Source organism: Clostridiales bacterium (assembly GCA_014799665.1).
In the GTDB taxonomy this organism is placed as follows: Bacteria; Bacillota; Clostridia; order Christensenellales; family Pumilibacteraceae; genus Anaerocaecibacter.
The window spans coordinates 1-16970 of sequence record JAAVHP010000027.1 but is presented as its reverse complement, the minus strand read 5'-3'; the positions used below and the strand labels follow the sequence as shown (position 1 = coordinate 16970).

Annotated in this window: 15 protein-coding genes; 11 read left to right on the top strand and 4 right to left on the bottom strand. The window is 53.3% G+C overall.

Going from position 1 to position 16970, the window contains the following annotated elements; translation table 11 throughout:
* Window positions 1-51: 51 nt before the first annotated feature.
* Window positions 52-672, bottom strand: coding sequence for a hypothetical protein (locus HDT28_08200; GenBank protein MBD5132547.1), 621 nt, complete (start codon window positions 670-672; stop codon window positions 52-54).
* 123 nt (window positions 673-795) lie between these two features.
* Here HDT28_08200 and HDT28_08195 point away from each other — a divergent pair, with 123 nt between their 5' ends.
* The 9 genes from HDT28_08195 to HDT28_08155 all read left to right on the top strand — a co-directional run bounded on the left by HDT28_08195 (window position 796) and on the right by HDT28_08155 (window position 12161).
* Window positions 796-1206 (top strand): Mini-ribonuclease 3, encoded by a 411-nt coding sequence (locus HDT28_08195; GenBank protein MBD5132546.1) that lies wholly within the window; start codon window positions 796-798, stop codon window positions 1204-1206.
* 27 nt (window positions 1207-1233) lie between these two features.
* The gene (locus HDT28_08190; GenBank protein MBD5132545.1) at window positions 1234-1950 is read left to right on the top strand and encodes an FAD-dependent thymidylate synthase; all 717 of its coding nucleotides are present in this window, start codon (window positions 1234-1236) and stop codon (window positions 1948-1950) included.
* Between the two features lie 66 nt (window positions 1951-2016).
* Window positions 2017-2739 (top strand): 23S rRNA (guanosine(2251)-2'-O)-methyltransferase RlmB, encoded by a 723-nt coding sequence (rlmB, locus tag HDT28_08185; protein MBD5132544.1) that lies wholly within the window; start codon window positions 2017-2019, stop codon window positions 2737-2739.
* Between the two features lie 29 nt (window positions 2740-2768).
* Window positions 2769-3521 (top strand): triose-phosphate isomerase, encoded by a 753-nt coding sequence (locus HDT28_08180; protein MBD5132543.1) that lies wholly within the window; start codon window positions 2769-2771, stop codon window positions 3519-3521.
* Window positions 3522-3779: 258 nt separating this feature from the next.
* Complete coding sequence (locus HDT28_08175) at window positions 3780-5294, top strand: 2,3-bisphosphoglycerate-independent phosphoglycerate mutase (protein MBD5132542.1); 1515 nt, start codon at window positions 3780-3782, stop codon at window positions 5292-5294.
* 424 nt (window positions 5295-5718) lie between these two features.
* Window positions 5719-6276 (top strand): ATP-dependent Clp protease proteolytic subunit, encoded by a 558-nt coding sequence (locus tag HDT28_08170; GenBank protein MBD5132541.1) that lies wholly within the window; start codon window positions 5719-5721, stop codon window positions 6274-6276.
* 139 nt (window positions 6277-6415) lie between these two features.
* On the top strand, window positions 6416-7057 hold the full coding sequence (locus HDT28_08165) for a hypothetical protein (GenBank protein ID MBD5132540.1): 642 nt from the start codon (window positions 6416-6418) through the stop codon (window positions 7055-7057).
* Complete coding sequence (locus HDT28_08160; protein ID MBD5132539.1) at window positions 7050-9434, top strand: type IV secretory system conjugative DNA transfer family protein; 2385 nt, start codon at window positions 7050-7052, stop codon at window positions 9432-9434. The genes HDT28_08165 and HDT28_08160 overlap by 8 nt, the downstream gene beginning before the upstream one ends.
* A gap of 339 nt (window positions 9435-9773) precedes the next feature.
* A complete protein-coding gene (locus HDT28_08155; protein MBD5132538.1) occupies window positions 9774-12161 on the top strand; it encodes a zinc-ribbon domain-containing protein in 2388 nt (795 codons plus the stop codon).
* A gap of 58 nt (window positions 12162-12219) precedes the next feature.
* Here the strand turns inward: HDT28_08155 and HDT28_08150 are convergent, their stop codons facing one another.
* Genes HDT28_08150 through HDT28_08140 form a run of 3 tightly spaced genes read right to left on the bottom strand, consistent with a single transcriptional unit; the run spans window position 12220 to window position 14920 of the window.
* Entirely contained in the window at window positions 12220-13053 is an 834-nt protein-coding gene (locus HDT28_08150) for a hypothetical protein (protein MBD5132537.1), read from the bottom strand.
* Window positions 13054-13110: 57 nt separating this feature from the next.
* A complete protein-coding gene (locus tag HDT28_08145) occupies window positions 13111-13455 on the bottom strand; it encodes a hypothetical protein (GenBank protein MBD5132536.1) in 345 nt (114 codons plus the stop codon).
* A gap of 55 nt (window positions 13456-13510) precedes the next feature.
* Window positions 13511-14920, bottom strand: coding sequence for a glutamate--tRNA ligase (locus tag HDT28_08140; GenBank protein MBD5132535.1), 1410 nt, complete (start codon window positions 14918-14920; stop codon window positions 13511-13513).
* A gap of 92 nt (window positions 14921-15012) precedes the next feature.
* On the opposite strand from HDT28_08140, the gene HDT28_08135 reads away from it, so the two are divergent.
* Both HDT28_08135 and trxA read left to right on the top strand, forming a co-directional pair.
* Complete coding sequence (locus HDT28_08135; protein MBD5132534.1) at window positions 15013-16428, top strand: M20 family metallopeptidase; 1416 nt, start codon at window positions 15013-15015, stop codon at window positions 16426-16428.
* A gap of 59 nt (window positions 16429-16487) precedes the next feature.
* Complete coding sequence (trxA, locus tag HDT28_08130; GenBank protein MBD5132533.1) at window positions 16488-16790, top strand: thioredoxin; 303 nt, start codon at window positions 16488-16490, stop codon at window positions 16788-16790.
* Window positions 16791-16970: the final 180 nt, after the last annotated feature.

Here is a 16970-nt window from a genome sequence, read left to right as displayed (position 1 = left end):
GCGAGAATAAGGTTAATTAAAAAAGCACGGCGTGTTTGCCGTGCTTTTTAGCTACGATTTATATTTGATTTCTGTCGCGGTGATCTTGCCGCCGCAGTCGGGGCAGGGCGCGCGCGCGGTCAAGCCCTCGAACATGAAGCCCATATTCGCTTCGTTGACGAGCGTGAGCTCGCTGTTGCACGTTTGGCATTTCTGATTGAACATATACGTGCGTTCCTTTTTGTCCTCGACCGAACGGACTTTTAGGAACATACCCTGCGTGAGCTTTTTGCACTTGCGGCAGTAATAGATCGCATTGAACGCGATAAACCCGTCGCTGTTCAGTGCGTCCGACCACATAGCCATGCTCTTGTTAAGCCTGTCGATCTGGTCGGGCGTGTACTTGGCGTACAGCGCTTTCGTTTCCTCGGCGTTGAACAGAGTGAGCGATTGCCCGCACAGGTCGTAATTGATCATGGACAGTGCGTCGGCTTTGTTGATCGTCATGAACGACGTGCGCTGCGCCTCGCTCTTGTTCATAAGCATACGGTTGACCGCTTCGAGAAGCTTCTCGGCGTCGCGGTCGGGGAGTTTATCTACGGCGTCTTGGAGCGTGGCGATATCGCACGCGCCGATGGTGAACGTATGGTCCTTGCCGCATTTATTGCATTTGAATGTTACAGTCTTTACCATCACAGCCTCATTTACATAAATCTACAATTATATTATAACACGGTTGTTTGGATATTTCAAGCGTTTTTTAATTAAGCATGAAATTTGTTGACTTATTTCGGCGCAAAATGGTATAATGGAAGCGTGGAAACGAGCCGTATCGATAGACTTACGCCCGTAGCGCTGGCGTTTATAGGCGACGCCGTGTACACGCTGTACGTTCGCGAACGGGTATGCGCCGAGCACGACGGCGTGACGGGTACGCTTCACACCATGGTGTCCGCGGTCGTCAACGCCAATATGCAGGCTGCGGTGTTCGGCGCGCTCTGTGAAAGCGGCGAGCTGACCGAGGAAGAGAGCGATATCGCGCGTCGCGCCAAGAACGCGCATTTGCACTCGCGCGCCAAAGCCGCCGACAGCACCGCCTACCACAAGGCGACTGCGCTCGAAGCGATCCTCGGGTTCGTTCATCTTTCGGGCGACGGCGAACGCGAAAAGAGCTTGCTCGATAAGTGCTACGCGCTCGCTCAAAGGTTTTTGCAATCTCGTGCTTAACGCACAATTTACATAAAGGACAACGTTATGCAGGTCACACCCAAAGTAAAACTTATCCGCTACACCGCCGATCCCGAAGCCACCGTCGCGCTTGCCGCCAAGCTGTGCTATTCGGACAAAGAGCTCGACGAGCTCACCGACAATATTATGGCGGGCGATAACAGCACGTTTATCAATCGGCTCATGGATATGGGGCATCTTTCGCCCACCGAGCACGCGTCGTTTACGTTCTCGGTCGAGGGCGTGTCGCGCGCGTTCCTTGCGCAGATCACGCGCCACCGCATAGCGTCGTTCTCGGTACGGTCGCAGCGTTACGTGTCCGAAGCCGATTTCAATTACGTTATTCCGCCCGCGATCGCCGAGCTCGGCGAAGCGGCTGTCGCGCGGTATAAGGGTCAGATGGATACGATTATGGACTGGTACCACGATTGGCAGGGCGCGCTCGGCAGGGGCGAAAAGTCCAACGAGGACGCGCGGTTCATACTTCCTAACGCGTGCGAGACCAAGATGATAGTCACCATGAACTCGCGCGAGCTCATGCACTTCTTCGACCTGCGTTGCTGCAATCGCGCGCAGTGGGAGATCCGCAGCGTGGCGTGGCTCATGCTTAAAGAGGTGCTCAAAGTCGCGCCTAACCTGTTCAAGGACTGCGGTCCCGGCTGCTTGCGCGGCGCGTGCCCCGAAGGGAAAAAGTCGTGCGGCAAGTCTGCGGAAGTTAAAAAGCACCGCGACCAACTTCTTTAAGTAAAGAAGTTGGCAAGAAACCTTTAAGTTGAGAGCGTTTCGTTTCTTTAAAAATTACGTTTAGTCATTTTGAAAATTTTCGGTAAAAACGCCGTTTTGGAACGGCTTAACAGTGGCGGCGGGTTCATTCGCATAGAACTTCTCGACGGCGTAAAGGGCGACGGTCGGGTAAAAACAATACTCGATAAAGCCAAGGCGGCAGGCGTGCCTGTTCGGTTCGTCGACCGCAAAAGCCTCGATCGAGCCGCCGACGGTGCGGCGCATCAGGGCTGTATCGGGCACTGCACCGACTTTAAGTACAGCGAGCTCGACGATATACTGAGCGCTGCCCAAGAAAAAGGCGAGCCGCCGTTCATTATTATCCTCGACGGGATCGAGGACCCGCACAACTTTGGCAGCATTCTTCGAACGGGCGAGTGCGGCGGCGTTCACGGCGTAGTGATCGGCAAGAACAGACAGGTAGCCGTGACCGATACCGTTATCAAGGTCGCCGAAGGCGCGGCGGAATACGTCAAGGTCGCGCGCGTGGTCAATATCAACGACGCTATTCGAGAACTCAAAGACCGCGGCGTGTGGGTGTACGCGCTCGACATGGGCGGCGAGAATATTTACAACAGCAACCTAAGCGGACCGATTGCGCTCGTTGTCGGCGCGGAAGGTAAGGGCGTTTCGCGACTTACCAAGGAACTGTGCGACGGCGTGCTGTCGCTGCCTATGTTCGGCAAGATAAACTCGCTCAACGCGAGCGTTGCGGCGGCGCTAGGCATATACGCAGTAAAAAATTCGTAATAAATAACTTGTAAGGAGTTACAAATATCATGAGAAAACCGATCATCGCAGGAAACTGGAAAATGAACAAAACGGCGGCGGAGTGCCGCGAGCTCATAACCGCGCTTGCGCCCAAAGTAAAGGACGCTAAGTGCGACGTGGTCGTGTGCGTACCGTTTACCGATATTGCGCTCGCCGCGGAACTTTGCAAGAAAACCAATATTGCCGTCGGCGCGCAGAATATCGCGTGGGCGGAGAGCGGCGCGTTCACCGGCGAGATCTCGGCGGCAATGCTCAAAGAAGCGGGTGCGACCTACGTTATCATCGGACACAGCGAACGCCGTCAATACTTCGGCGAAACCGATAAATCGGTCAACGCGCGGCTTACCCGTGCGCTTGCCGACGGGTTGAAGCCTATCGTTTGCGTGGGCGAGCTTCTCGCCGAGCGCGAAGGCGGCAAGACCGAGGAAGTGTGCCGCACGCAGGTGGTCGGCGCGTTCGAGGGCGTGTCGGCGGCTGACGCTCAAAACGTAGTTATCGCGTACGAGCCGGTCTGGGCTATCGGCACGGGCAAGACAGCAACCGACGAGCAGGCTAACGAGACTATCGGATATATCCGCTCGGTCGTTAAAGAGCTTTACGGCGCGGCGGTCGCTGACGGTATGCGCATTCAGTACGGCGGCAGCATGAACGCCAAGAACGTGGCTGGACTCATGGCTCAGCCCGAGATCGACGGTGGGCTTATCGGCGGCGCAAGCCTTAAACCCGACGACTTCGCCGTTATCGTTAATACCGCTAAGTAAATTAGGTATTATACCCACGGAGCAAGCTCCGTGTCCGCGTGCTTTGCACGCTATTTCGCTACAAGCAGCGAAGTATAACACCTAATTTGTTCTCGTCGCATTTTTGCCCTTGCAAGCAAGCAAAAATACTCCTCGAATAATTCGGTCGATATTCGACAGAAAATATTTAATACTTCTTTTCACGGATAAATATACTAATTGAGGGCGGACGAGTTCTCCCTCGACGCGACAAATTCCTTTATACGGAAGGAGAATAACATGAACGCATTAATAATTCTTGACGGCTTCGGAAAAAACCCGAGCGAATACGGCAACGCAATCAAAAAAGCGAAAAAGCCGTTCTTCGACAGCCTTATGACAAAGTACCCGAACACGCTAATAAACGCGTCGGGCTACGCCGTGGGACTTCCCGAAGGTCAAATGGGCAACAGCGAGGTAGGTCACCTCAACCTCGGCGCGGGCAGGGTCGTGTATCAGGATATTACGACTATCGACGACGCTATCAAGAACGGCACGTTCAACGACAACGCGGCGTTCAACGAAGCGATAAATGCCGTTAAAGCTAACGGCAGCGCAATGCACCTTGTGGGATTGCTCAGCAACGGCGGCGTGCATAGCATGAACACGCACCTCTATGCACTCCTCGAACTGTGCAAGGCGCGCGGCCTTAAAAAGGTGTACGTGCATTGCATCACCGACGGCAGAGACGTTCCGCCCGACAGCGGCAGGGCGTTCGTGCGCGAGCTCAGCGACAAGCTTGAAGAGATCGGCGTCGGTGAGATAGGTACTATCGTCGGCAGATATTATTATATGGACCGCGACAACCGCTGGGAGCGCGTGTCGCGCGGCTATAACGCGGTGTTCGCCGGCGTGGGCAAGCATTTCAGCTCGCCCGATTCGGCAATGGCGTCGAGCTACGCTGCGGGCACTATGGACGAGTTCGTCGAGCCCGTCGTTATCGGCGACTACAAGGGCGTAAATGCGGGCGACGGCATGATATTCTATAACTTCCGCGCCGACCGCGCGCGCCAGATCTCGCACGCGATCACCGAGCCGGACTTCGATAAGTTCGAGCGCGTAGGCGGCTACAAAAAGATAACCTACGTCGGCATGACCCAGTACGACGTTACGCTCACCAATATTCTGACGGCGTTCCCGCCGAGACATCTTAAAAACACGCTCGGCGAATACCTCGCCGTCAAGGGCTTGAAGCAGGCGCGCGTTGCCGAAACCGAAAAGTACGCGCACGTGACCTTCTTCTTTAACGGCGGCGTCGAGCAGCCCAACGAGAACGAAACCCGTGTGCTCGTCGCAAGCCCCAAGGTAGCGACCTACGACCTTCAACCCGAAATGAGCGCCTACGAGGTCGCCGATAAAGCGGTCGAACAGGTCAAGAGCGGCAAGGACGTTTTAATACTCAACTTCGCCAACTGCGACATGGTTGGGCACACTGGCGTATTCAACGCGGCGGTCAAGGCGGTCGAAGCGGTAGACGAGTGCTTAAAGAAAGTCGTTGAAGCCGTTTGGGCGACGGGCGGCACTGCGATAGTCACCGCCGACCACGGCAACGCCGAGGTCATGCAGTTCGAGGGCGGCTCGCCTTGCACCTCGCATACGACCAACCTCGTTCCGCTTATCGTTGCGGGCGAGAAGTACGTCGGCAAAACGCTCAAAAGCGGCAAGGCGCTCTGCGACGTCGCGCCTACTCTGCTCGATATAATGGGCGTGGAAAAACCCGCCGAGATGACGGGCGAGAGCATTATAAACAATTAAGAATTATGGCGGCTTTACCGATAACTTCGGCAGAGCCGCTTTTTTATCAATTGTAAATCAAAACATATAGTGTTTTTGCAAAAATATTTTAATAAAAATTTTTCAAAAAAGTCTTGACAAAAGGAAAATTATACGATATAATTCTATTCCAATATGGGAGGTGTATCAAAGAATACTTATAGTTTTAGAGTTGATTAGTTTATAGGAATATAAATGTATCAATTTTGTTTAATTGTTTTTTAGGTTAGAGTTACAAGCACAGCCGAATAATCGCCTATATTAAATATAAACGATTATTCAGAATAAGTTCGAATTAAATAAATATTATGCGCAGGCGCAAAAAATTAAACCCGTGAATATCGGTCGTTTTTAACGACTGAGTTTTTGGGCTCTTTTGTGCTCTTTTGCGCAAAGGAGTTTTATTATGGAAAAAGAATACACACCGTTATATCCGCTTACTCAAGGCATCGTCAATATCACGGGCGAAATCACTTCCGAAAAGGCGGAGTCTATCGTCAACCAAATGCTGTACCTCGATAAAACGGGGCACGACCCGATCATTCTCATGATCGACAGCCCTGGCGGCAGCGTGTCGGCGGGTTTCAAGATTTACGACACTATCAATTCCGTGCGCGCAAAGGTTCGTACTATCGCCGTCGGGCTTGCCGCGTCGATGGGCGCGTTTTTGCTCTCGGCGGGAACTTACGGCGAGCGCATGGCGTACCCCAACGCCGATATTATGATCCACCAACCGTTGTGCGGTATGGAAGGTCAGGCGTCCGACATAGAAATACAATGGAAGCACCTGCACCGCATTAAGCAAAAGCTTAATCATATCCTTGCCGAGAACACGGGCAAGCCCGTCGAAACGATTGCCGCCGATACCGACCGCGATTACTTCATGACCGCCGACGAGGCGCGCGAGTACGGTTTAATAGATACCGTTATACAGACGACAAATAAAGCAAAGCGAGGTAATTGAAAGTACATTCATCGCGGGATACGGGCTACGTTTGGTTCGGCGGCTTGGTCATGTAGGTGGGTACTCCCGTCGCCGCCTCGCGAACTGTTACCCGTCTGCCGCGCGATTGTACTTTCAAAAAAGGAGGTAAAATAAGATCATGCAATACATAAAAGAAAGGGCGTTATACTACACGCTGTTTATATCGGAGCTTACGGGCGACGCGCCCAGCAAGGTTTTCGTCGCGCTTGCGCCTATATTCCTGCTCAAAAAGACGGACGCGGCAATGCTCGGGCTTTTGTCCGACGAAACGCTGTGCGCGCTGTCGAGCGCGGCGTCGATAGAGATATACCGTAATTATATCCGTGCGTTCTGCGGCAATAAGAACGCGTTCGGGCGGTTGCCTGACGAGCAACGCGCGCTCGAAATAAAGAGCGGCGTTATTAAGGCGGCATCCGAGTTCGACACTGCGTTCGCCACAAACCGACTTATGGTACTTGCCGAAAACTACGACAGGCTCAAACTCGGCGTGGTGTACGCGCTCGCGCTGTTCTATTGCAACCGCGAAGCGGGGCGCACGGTCACGCAGCTTTTGCAGCGCGCCGCCGCCGACGCGGACGGTATCGACGCGTGCGTTGCGCTCATGTATCTGGAAAAGAATACCGCGGGCGAGCGGTTCGCTTACCTTAAAGCCAATCCCGCGTTCGAAATGTATCCCGATCTTAATAAGGCGCTCGCCAAGCGTTACGGGCTCAAAGATGCGCCTTCTACCAAGGGCCTATGGGAGGTGTACCATGGATAACGAAAAGAAAACTCTTTCGGGCAAGGAGTGGGATATCTTTTGCGAGATAGCCCGCAACGAGCCCAACAAGGAGCATACCGAGCTCAGGTCTGTGGCGCAGGCGGCGGCGAGCGAGCTTTACTGCACATACCGCTACGGCGACACGCCGCCCGAGGACGCGCGCGGTTGCACGCTCATGTCGTTCCGTAACACGCAGGGCGAGCTCATGATCACCAAGATGAAACAGCGCAAGCACGAGCTAGTGGTGGCAATGTCGGGCGCGGGCAAAACGCAGGGCTGTATACTCAACGAGGCGCTCAATATGGACGGAAAGACCTCGTACATATTCACTGATCCCAAGGGCGAAGTGACCGAGCGCACGTACGAGTACGCAGTAAAGCGTTACGGCAAGGACAACGTTATAATCGCCAACTATATGCAACCGCAGTTCTCGCACGTAAAGATCAATCCGCTTATCAAGCTCGCGCGGAAATGGCTCATGGTCGAGAACGCGCCCGATCATATCAAGCGACAGGTGCGCGACAATATAATTACCGAGATAACCAAGTTTTTGGAAGTGACATTTGTCATTAAATCGGTCAAGGATCCGACCTGGGAAGAAACGGCGCGCAACTTTATTTTCGCCATAATCATGGGGCTGATAGAGGATCTCACGCTCACGCCCGAACAGGAAGCGTCGACCCGTCGCGTGCGCACATACCCCGAGCAGGTCAATTTTGCGACAGTGCTCAAAATCTTCAATTCATTCTCGTGGGAACGGTCTATGGAAGATCACGGGTTTTTGAGTAAGCGCGAACACCGCTCGCTCGCATACCAGAACTCCAAGGCGGTCATCAACAACGCCAACAATACTCGCGCGAACTACCTTCAATTCGTAGAAAATTTTCTTCGCCCGTTCGTCGAGCCCAAGATCAACCAAATGTCGAGCAACGACACGTTCGACTTCGAGAGCATGGCTACCACGCCCAAGGTGCTGTTCGTCATTTACGACCTAAGCGACGTTAATGTGCGCGAGTGGGTGAACAACGTTTTGGCGGACAGCCTGCAAACGCTTTTGGCGTTCAGCCACAAGACTTCCAAGCCCTTCGACGTGCCCGTCGTGTTCGCGTGCGACGAGTTCCCGTCGCTCCAACCGCATAAGATCTATCCCACAATACTCGAAACCGGCAGGGGATCGAATTTGTTCATGATGCTGTCGGTGCAGTCGCTCAGCCAGATCCAAGCGCGCTATCCCGACGACTACGTATCCATGCTCGAAAACTGCGCCGTGCGCGTGTTCCTCGGCACTAACGACACCAATACCGCCAAGGCATTTATAGACAACATGGGACAGACGACAGTGCCGAGCGCGAGCGCGTACTTGCACGGAAGGTACTCGTCCGAGGCGGTCAACGTCGTTACGACGGACGAGCTAATGCACCGCATGAGCTACGGCGAAAGTTATATTTGCGTCGACCGCGAAATGCCCATACACGGCAACTACGAACTGTACTACTCTACGCCGGAGTACACGGCAAACGGCATGACGCCCAACGACAGCCACGGACCGCTCACGCTAATTCAAGCGCCGAGCGAATACTACGCGAGCTGGTTGGATGGCGACGATGACGACGATGATGAAGACGATGACGACGGACCGTTCTTCCGCCACAGCAAGCCCAAACCGTACGGAAAAAAGAAAGCCGAGTATAAGCCCGGACCTAAGCCGATTAAGCCTAACGAGTTCAAGGACTTGTACAAGGACCTATACGACCCGAACGTGGTCGATACCGCTTTCGAAAAGCCGTACGTAGAGCTTTTGGTCTATCCCGAAAGTAAGGACACGCGGTGGAAGGAAGCAGGCGCGGACGGAATACTCGTTGCCGGCGGCGCTCGTCCGACCTACTCGGTGGTCATAACCGAAAACAAAGGAGTTCAGCGCCCGCACGAGTTGGCGATAGTCGCGTGCGCGATCGACAAGCCTATCCGCGAGACGCTCGCGCTCGTTACGGGAAGCTTGCCCGTGCGCGTGTGCGGCGGACTGTCCCTTATCAAGGCGACGCGCGTTATCCGTGCGCTCCGCGAGTGCAAGATAGAAGCGGCGCTCGTGTACGACCTGCCGTACGGCGAGATAACCGACGTCGATAAACGCTACAACACTGCCGACAATCCCGACCGAAAGTGCATGGATATTATCGAGCTTGTGGCGGCGTTTGACAGAACGCAAACGCGTCAGCAGGCGATAGAAAAGGCGAAAGAGCTCGCCGCGCTCGCCAAGGAGCAGGGCTTACCGCAAAAAGAGCAGGAAATCTACGACCGCGTAGTTACCGAGTTCGAGAAATCGTCCGACCGCGATTTCGAGATTATGCGCGACACGCTTGCGATTATGGCGGGGTGATGGGGAATTAGGAATTAGAAATTAGGAATTAAAGGTGATATAGCTCGACTACCCGAAAAAGCCACCCTCCCCTTTGGGGGAGGGGTAGGGGAGGGGCATAGCGAAAACGTTGGTAATTGCAGTAAACTACAATAACGAACAATCCCATTATGCCCCCACCACCGCGAGCGGTCCCCCTCCCCAAAGGGGGAGGTTAGTAAAGCGCGTTCGGCTTTTACTTTCTTAATTACCCCATAGGGGTCGATCCCTAATCCCTTTTCTCTATTTTTCCCAAATATCTTGACAAACCACCGCGTATGTTTTATACTATATAAACTACTACAATAGTTGGAGACAGTGATGAAGAAGTGCAACAATTGCGGACACGAAAATAGCGACGACGCGTTGTTTTGCGGCAAGTGCGGGCAAGGTCTTACCGAAGATAAGCCCGAGCTTTGCTCTGTGTGCGGCGCGCCTATTGTTAAAGGTATGCGCTTTTGCGTTAAGTGCGGACACGACAAAAACGCGCCCTCCCCTCTGAAAGAATACTGCGCCGTATGCGGTGCGGAGATAAAAGAGGGCGGGAAATTTTGCTCCAAGTGCGGACATAGCACAACGCCCCCGCCCCAAAAGATTTTCTGCGCTATTTGCGGCGCGGAGATAGAGGGCGGCGAGGACTTTTGCTCCAAGTGCGGAACCAAGGTCGGCACCGAGCCCTACCGTGGCGAGCCTATAACCGATTTCTCGGCATACGAAAGATGTCCCGACTGCGGCGCGGTCCTCGAAAAAGACAGCGCGTTCTGCTTGTCCTGTGGACGCAATCTTTCGAGCGGTAAAGGCGTATCTTCCGCGAAAAAGAGCGGTGCGGCGAAAGCTAATGTGCGCGCTAAGTTCGACAAGCACTCGCACTATATAGTAAATGCGTTTATTATCGCGCTCGCGGTCGCGATGATTCTTATATCGTTATTATGTCCGGTTAAGATTGCAATGCCTGCGCCTGACCTTAACGATTTGATTTCGAGTTCGAGCTACGAGGACGTCGATTGCGAAATGATGGAAATATCGCAAAGCCCGTGGCAAATCTTAGGCGCGCTCAAATACGTATCTTTCGATATGAAAGATAAAGACGCTCAAAAGACTATCGACGATTTCGAAAAGGAAATGAACGCTGCGGCAACCGCCACCGAGAAGGAATTTAAGAAGTGGTATGAGATCCATGAGAACACCGCTACCGTACAACAAGCGTTAGACAAGCTTTACGAGATTACGGCTAAATATATGTCCGATATAAATCTTCTTGGTTGGGAATTTGTATATACTGCCGTAGGTGCGGCGGACTATTACACCGACATTAAGAACTTCGAGAAAAATCATACCGACGAGCTTATCGTCGAGCGTGATGAAGCAATAGTCACGCTTATAGCATCGCTCGTTGCGGTAGGTTTACAGCTCGGCATAGCCGCAGTATCGCTTGTATTCCTTATACTTGCAATCGTTGGCATGATCAAACGCAAAAAGTTCGGCGTTATAGCTATGTCGGCAGTTATTATGCTTATGGCGGGAATAGGTTTGATCGCTCTGTCGGTTGCACCCGTTTTAGCGCCGTCCGGTGCGTTGCTCGTGCTCGCGATTATTGCGGCGGTATCCTTCTTTGTATTCGGGCTTACCCGTGCGATTCTCGACGGAAAGAGTCCGGTGTTTATCGCCAAGCGCGTTATAACCGCAGCGTTTGTATTGCCCGCATTCTTCATGCTATGCACTCATTTTATTAAAATTACCGAGATTACGGAAACAAAGTCGTCGACTAGCGCCGTCAGACTTAAATCGCCGCTCGGCTACGTGTTTGGCACGATTATAAGCACATTAGAGATAGGGAAGATAGGAAGTTCAAATGTCATTTATTCAAGCGCAAGCACGGTTAACGGTATAGTGACATTTGCGCTCGGCATACTGTCGGTAATTTTCCTGCTTGTCACGGCGTTCATCGCATTACGCAAGCTCGCGTATAAAACCGAAAAGAACGACAGGTTCGATACGTTTGCGCTCATTTCTTCGATACTTCTTATCGCGCTCGCTATCGCGCCCGCTATTATCGGCGCGGTAGATAAAGAAGCGCTTATATCGGGTTCGGATGCCGGTATTCAGTACAAATTTGCGGCAGGCGCGCTCGTGTACGTTTCTATGGCGTTCGCCATCGCTGCGTTCGTGTTCGAGCTTATATTTAACGCGGGGCGTTTTGCGAATAGACCGAAGCCCGTAACCGCGCCCGCTTCGCCTGCGGCACCTGCGACGGAAAGCGCACCGCAAGCGGAAACTTCGACTACGGTCGAAACCGTGACAACGACCGAAACCGTAACGGTCACCGAAACCGCGGCGACTGTTCAGCCGAGCGAGGAAAAAGCTCCCGCTGCGCCCGTAGACGAGCTCGCCGAGCCGACCGTCACGCCGACGGACGCGCAGGTCGAGCCGAACGTGCCCGAACAGCCCGAGGCAGTGGTTATCGAGCCGCAAGCGGAAGTCGAAGCGGCAAACGAGGAACCTAAGCTCACTACGCCCAAGGCGCCCGCCACCAAAACGGGCACGGCTAAAAAGCCCGCGCCGAAAAGCACGGGCAACAAAAAGCCGACGGCTAAGAGCACGGCGGGCAAGAAACCGTCGACCGGCACCGCCGCCAAAAAATCGACGAGTGGCACGACCGCCAAAAAGTCGACCGCCAAGAAACCGGCGGACAACCAAAAAACCGAATAAAAATAAGCCCAAGCACGAAGAAATGCTTGGGCTTTTCTATTGAAATTTTACTTATAAATTAAAGCTTAAAGCCTTTCATGACCGCTTCGAGGTTGCCTGCGTCGGACACGTAGAACTCGGTAGCGTGTAAATGATTTAACAACGCTTGTATCACGATCGCGCCGTAGGCGAGCGTATCGGCGCGCTTTTCGCACACGGGGCGAAGGGTAGAGAGCCGCTCGCTCATACATATCGGCATAAAGTCGTCCAGCTCGCGCGCGGTGAACTTAGTTGTTACCGCTTTTTTGTCGTACACTCTAAGATTTAGTATTCCCGCGGCGATAGTGCACGCGCTACCACCCGACATAACCACCGCGCGGCGGGGAACTGCGCCGTACTCCTCGACCAGGCTCGGCATTTCGTCTATCGCTCTGCGGTAGTTGCCGCTATATCTGTTTTTCATTACGACCGCGCCGAGCGGCAGGCTTTTTATATAGTCGGGGGTCTTGCCGTCGGGCGAGGAGATGACTTCCAAGCTTCCGCCGCCGAGATCGCAAACCGTAACTGCGCCGTCGGGCTTGTCCGCGCCGAACAGCGCGAGCGCCGCTTCCTGCTCGGGCGAGAGCAGCTTTATTTCGAGTCCCGTTTTTTCTTTTACCGTTTTTATGAACTCCGCGCCGTCGGCAGCTTTCCGCACCGCTTCGGTAGCGAAGGGGATGACCTCATCGCAACCGTGTTCGCGGCAGGACTTTGCGTAACGATCGAGCGCGTCGAGCGTTGCCGCAATTCCCGCGGGCGACAGCCTGCCCGTAGCCTGTATGCCGTCGGCGAGCTTTGTGATCGTCGATATGCTTTCGCCGTTCGGGAGAGCCAATCGAATTGAGTTAGAGCCTATGTCTATTGCTGCGCGCATTGTTATTTCCTTTTAAAGAAGTAAACCCGCCTTTGACGTGCGGGTTTATAATGATTATTATTCTTCTTCGCTGCCGCCGATAACGATTTCGCCGCGGTAGGTCATGTCCAGCCATTCGCGTGCATATTCCTCGACGAACTCGGTCGACGAGCAATACTCGATCATGTCGGCGTTGGTCGCGATTATCTGTTCGAGCTGAGCGTTCTGCTGCTCGAGCGCTTTCTTGCGGCTGTTCACCGCGCCCAGCCTTACGAGATTGACTATGAGCGCGATCACCAAAAGTACCATGAACAGCGTCATTGCCGCAACCAGTATGTTGCGCTTCATAACGCTATTGTTCGCGGTCGTGCCGCTCGTTCTCGGCTTTTCGGTGTTCTCGACTTTTTGTTTCTTTGTAGCCATACGCTAATTTTACCACCCGAAAAATATAATGTCAAGTGTAATTTGATTTAACAGATTATTTAAGCCGCGCTTTTACTTCTTTGAGCCTGCGGATAGCTTCGGTCTTGCCGAACAGCTTTACCATTTCCGCGCCGCCGCCAGGGGTCGCCGCCGCGCCCGTGAGCGCAATGCGGTGTATCCACAGCACCTGACCTTTCTTCAAGCCCTTGCTCTCCGCTAGCTTTTCGAGCTCGGCGTTGAGGTCGTCCGCCTCGGTCGCTTTTATACAGTCGTCGATAAGCTCTTTCGCCATGTCGACCGTCGTTTTCCACTTTTTATTGACGAACAGTTCGAGGTCGAACCCGTCGAACGCGTCGAGGAACGCCGCGCGCTCTTTTATGTCCGCAAGCACCTCGCAGCGCGACTGCAAAAGCTCCGAAAGGTACTTATAGTCGATATTCTTGCCGGGGCAGTACTGCTCGTAGAAAGGAAGCGCCGCCTCGTGGAATTCGTCGACCGAGAGTTCCTTAATATACAGCGAGTTGAGCCAGCGCATCTTGGTTTCGTCAAATATGGACGACGACTTTTGCAGGCCTTCTATCGAGAAGCTGTCTATAAGCTCATCCATCGACATCTTTTCGATGTTGTTTTTGGGGTTCCAGCCGAGCAATGCAATATAATTGACGATGGCGTGGGGAAGGAAGCCTTTGCGCAAAAAGTCCTCGAAGCCTGCGTCGCCGTCGCGCTTAGAAAGCTTGTGCCGCTCGTCGCGCATTATCGGTTGAAGGTGAATATACACGGGGCGTTCCCAGCCGAGCGCGTCGTACAAAAGATTGTACTTGGGCGTGGACATTAGGTATTCCACACCGCGTATGCAATGGGTGATCCCCATAAGGTGATCGTCGATAACGTTTGCGAAGTTGTAGGTCGGCATACCGTCGGACTTGATGAGGATATTGTCCTCCAAATCCTTGAACTCTACGGTCACGTCGCCGAACACCTCGTCGTGATAGGTGGACGAGCCGCTTTCGGGAATGTTCTGGCGGATAACGTACGGCTCGCCGCGCGCTATGCGTTCTTGCGCTTCCTTCTTGCTTAGTTTAAGACAGTGCTTGTCGTACTTGGTCGCGCCCTTCTCGTGAATCTCGTTGAGCCGCTCTTTGGTGCAGAAGCAGTAGTACGCGTCGCCGCTGTCAATAAGCTTTTGCGCGTAGTCGAGGTATATCTGTTTGCGCTCGGACTGAACGTACGGACCGCAATCGCCGCCGACGATAGGACCCTCGTCGTAGTGAATGCCCGCCTTGTCGAGCGCCGAAATTATAATATCCACCGCACCCTCGACCTCGCGGGTCTGGTCGGTGTCCTCTATGCGAAGAATAAATTTGCCGCCGTGCTTTTTGGCGAAAAGATAGGCGTAGAGCGCGGTGCGCAGACCGCCTATGTGTAGGTAGCCCGTGGGGCTTGGTGCAAATCTTGTGCGAACCATATTCTCTCCTTGACAATCGGTTTTGCTCTTGGTATAATATCCATAATATTATAATGTTTTTGTTTGCAAATAGCAAGTAAAAAGGAAGTGTTATGGACGAAAGGTTATCAAAAAACATACTCGACGATCTCGCCGAAATCGTGGCTATTCCCAGCGTTTACACAACCCCCGAAGAAGGCGCGCCTTACGGTAAGCCCTGCCGCGACGCGCTCGATTGGTTCGTGAAAAAGGCTAGGGGCTACGGGCTTAAAGCCGATATAATAGACGGCGCGTGCGCTTACGCCGAGGTCGGCGAGGGCAAGGAGTGCATAGGCATTCTCGCGCATCTTGACGTTGTGCCCGCAGGAAACGGCTGGGCGACCGACCCGTTCAAGATGGTCGAGGAAAACGGCAAGGTGTACGGCAGGGGCGTGGGCGACGACAAGGGCTCGGCGGTCGTGTGCTTGCACGTGCTCAAAACGCTCAAAGAGAACGGGCAAAAGCTCAAACGACGCGTGCGGCTTATCGTCGGCGCGGATGAGGAGCGCGGCAGCTCGTGCATACGCACCTACTTATCAAGCGGCGGCGAGGTCCCCGCTATGTCGTTCGTGCCCGACTCGGAGTTCCCGATCATCAACAGCGAAAAGGGCATAACGCATATTGTGTTCTCGTTCAAGGACGAAGCGCTCACGAATAATATCGACTATATCGACGGCGCGGCGTGTGCCAACGCGGTGCCCGACCGTTCGACCGTTAAAATAATAAAGGACAGCCCGCTCTACAACGCGCTTTATAAAGCGTGCGGCGGCGCGCCCACCGCCGAGATCTTCAAGACCGCTCCGCTCGCCGAGCGTATCGTGTCCGACGGCAACGGCTTCGGCGATTTCGAGATAGTAAACGCGGCGGACGGCGTTCGGCTGACCGCAAACGGCACGGCGGAGCACGCGTCCACGCCCGAAAAAGGGGATAACGCGTTGTGGAAAACTCTGGGCGTTCTCGAAGCGCTTAACGGCGTTATCGGCTCTAAGTATTTACCCGCTATTTACGAAAATATGTGCACGACGCTCGCCACCGAAAAGCTCGGTATTTATATCGACGACGAAAAGAGCGGCGACACGACCATGTGCTTGTCGCAGGCGTGGATAGAGAACGACACGCTTTGCCTTATGGTTGATTACCGCTTGCCGCTCGGTCAAACCGCCGAGGCTGTGGCGAGTGCGGTCTGCAAAAAGCTCGGTTGCACGGCGGATATCAAGTCGTACGCCAAGAACCTTTATATTGACGAGAACGCGCCGCTTATCAAAACGCTTCTCGGCGTGTATAGGCGGATCACGGGCGACATGACGGCGCCCATCAAGTCGGGCGGCGGCACGTACGCGCGCGAGCTTCCCAACGCAGTGGCGTTCGGCTGCACGCCTATCGATTTGGATATAAATATGCACCGCGCCGACGAGAACTTCCCCGTTGCGCAGCTTTTCAAGAACTACGAGATATATCTCGCGGCAGCTGTCGAGCTTGCCAACTTATAACCCGAAAAATTTACCGTGTTTTTGCACACACTATCCGTATAGATAAAGGAGATACTATCATGATAAAACTCAACCCCACCGTGGAAGAATTTAACGATATTACCGCTAGCGGCAAAACGCTCGTGGACTTTTGGGCGAGCTGGTGCGGCCCGTGCCGTATGCAAGCGCCTATCGTGGAAAAGCTAGCCGAAACCACCGACGTAAAGGTCATAAAAATCGACGTCGATCAAGACGATATCCTGCCTATGGATTTTCAGGTGAGCAGTATTCCCACACTCGTGCTGTTCGAGGACGGTATCGTCGTGGAAAAGTTTATAGGACTTACCGATATCGACGAAATAAAAAAAGCGTTCGGAATATAAAATTGTTTGACAATTTATCGAATTTTGTGATAAACTGTAAAAACCTATATTATTAAGGTTAGACAAAGGCGTCATGGGGGATTTACCATGGCGTTTTTTGTTAAAAACAAAGAAAATCCCCCCTATTAAAGGAGCAAGAGTTATGGACGAGAGCAAGAAACGCAAAAAGAAAGCGCTAGG

Coding starts and splice junctions, on each gene's coding strand:
- HDT28_08200 (MBD5132547.1), bottom strand. CDS start 672: ATGGTAAAGACTGTAACATTCAAATGCAATAAATGCGGCAAGGACCAT.
- HDT28_08150 (MBD5132537.1), bottom strand. CDS start 13,053: ATGCGCGCAGCAATAGACATAGGCTCTAACTCAATTCGATTGGCTCTC.
- HDT28_08170 (MBD5132541.1), top strand. CDS start 5,719: ATGGAAAAAGAATACACACCGTTATATCCGCTTACTCAAGGCATCGTC.
- HDT28_08165 (MBD5132540.1), top strand. CDS start 6,416: ATGCAATACATAAAAGAAAGGGCGTTATACTACACGCTGTTTATATCG.
- HDT28_08135 (MBD5132534.1), top strand. CDS start 15,013: ATGGACGAAAGGTTATCAAAAAACATACTCGACGATCTCGCCGAAATC.
- trxA (MBD5132533.1), top strand. CDS start 16,488: ATGATAAAACTCAACCCCACCGTGGAAGAATTTAACGATATTACCGCT.
- HDT28_08145 (MBD5132536.1), bottom strand. CDS start 13,455: ATGGCTACAAAGAAACAAAAAGTCGAGAACACCGAAAAGCCGAGAACG.
- HDT28_08180 (MBD5132543.1), top strand. CDS start 2,769: ATGAGAAAACCGATCATCGCAGGAAACTGGAAAATGAACAAAACGGCG.
- HDT28_08155 (MBD5132538.1), top strand. CDS start 9,774: ATGAAGAAGTGCAACAATTGCGGACACGAAAATAGCGACGACGCGTTG.
- HDT28_08175 (MBD5132542.1), top strand. CDS start 3,780: ATGAACGCATTAATAATTCTTGACGGCTTCGGAAAAAACCCGAGCGAA.
- HDT28_08140 (MBD5132535.1), bottom strand. CDS start 14,920: ATGGTTCGCACAAGATTTGCACCAAGCCCCACGGGCTACCTACACATA.
- HDT28_08190 (MBD5132545.1), top strand. CDS start 1,234: ATGCAGGTCACACCCAAAGTAAAACTTATCCGCTACACCGCCGATCCC.
- HDT28_08160 (MBD5132539.1), top strand. CDS start 7,050: ATGGATAACGAAAAGAAAACTCTTTCGGGCAAGGAGTGGGATATCTTT.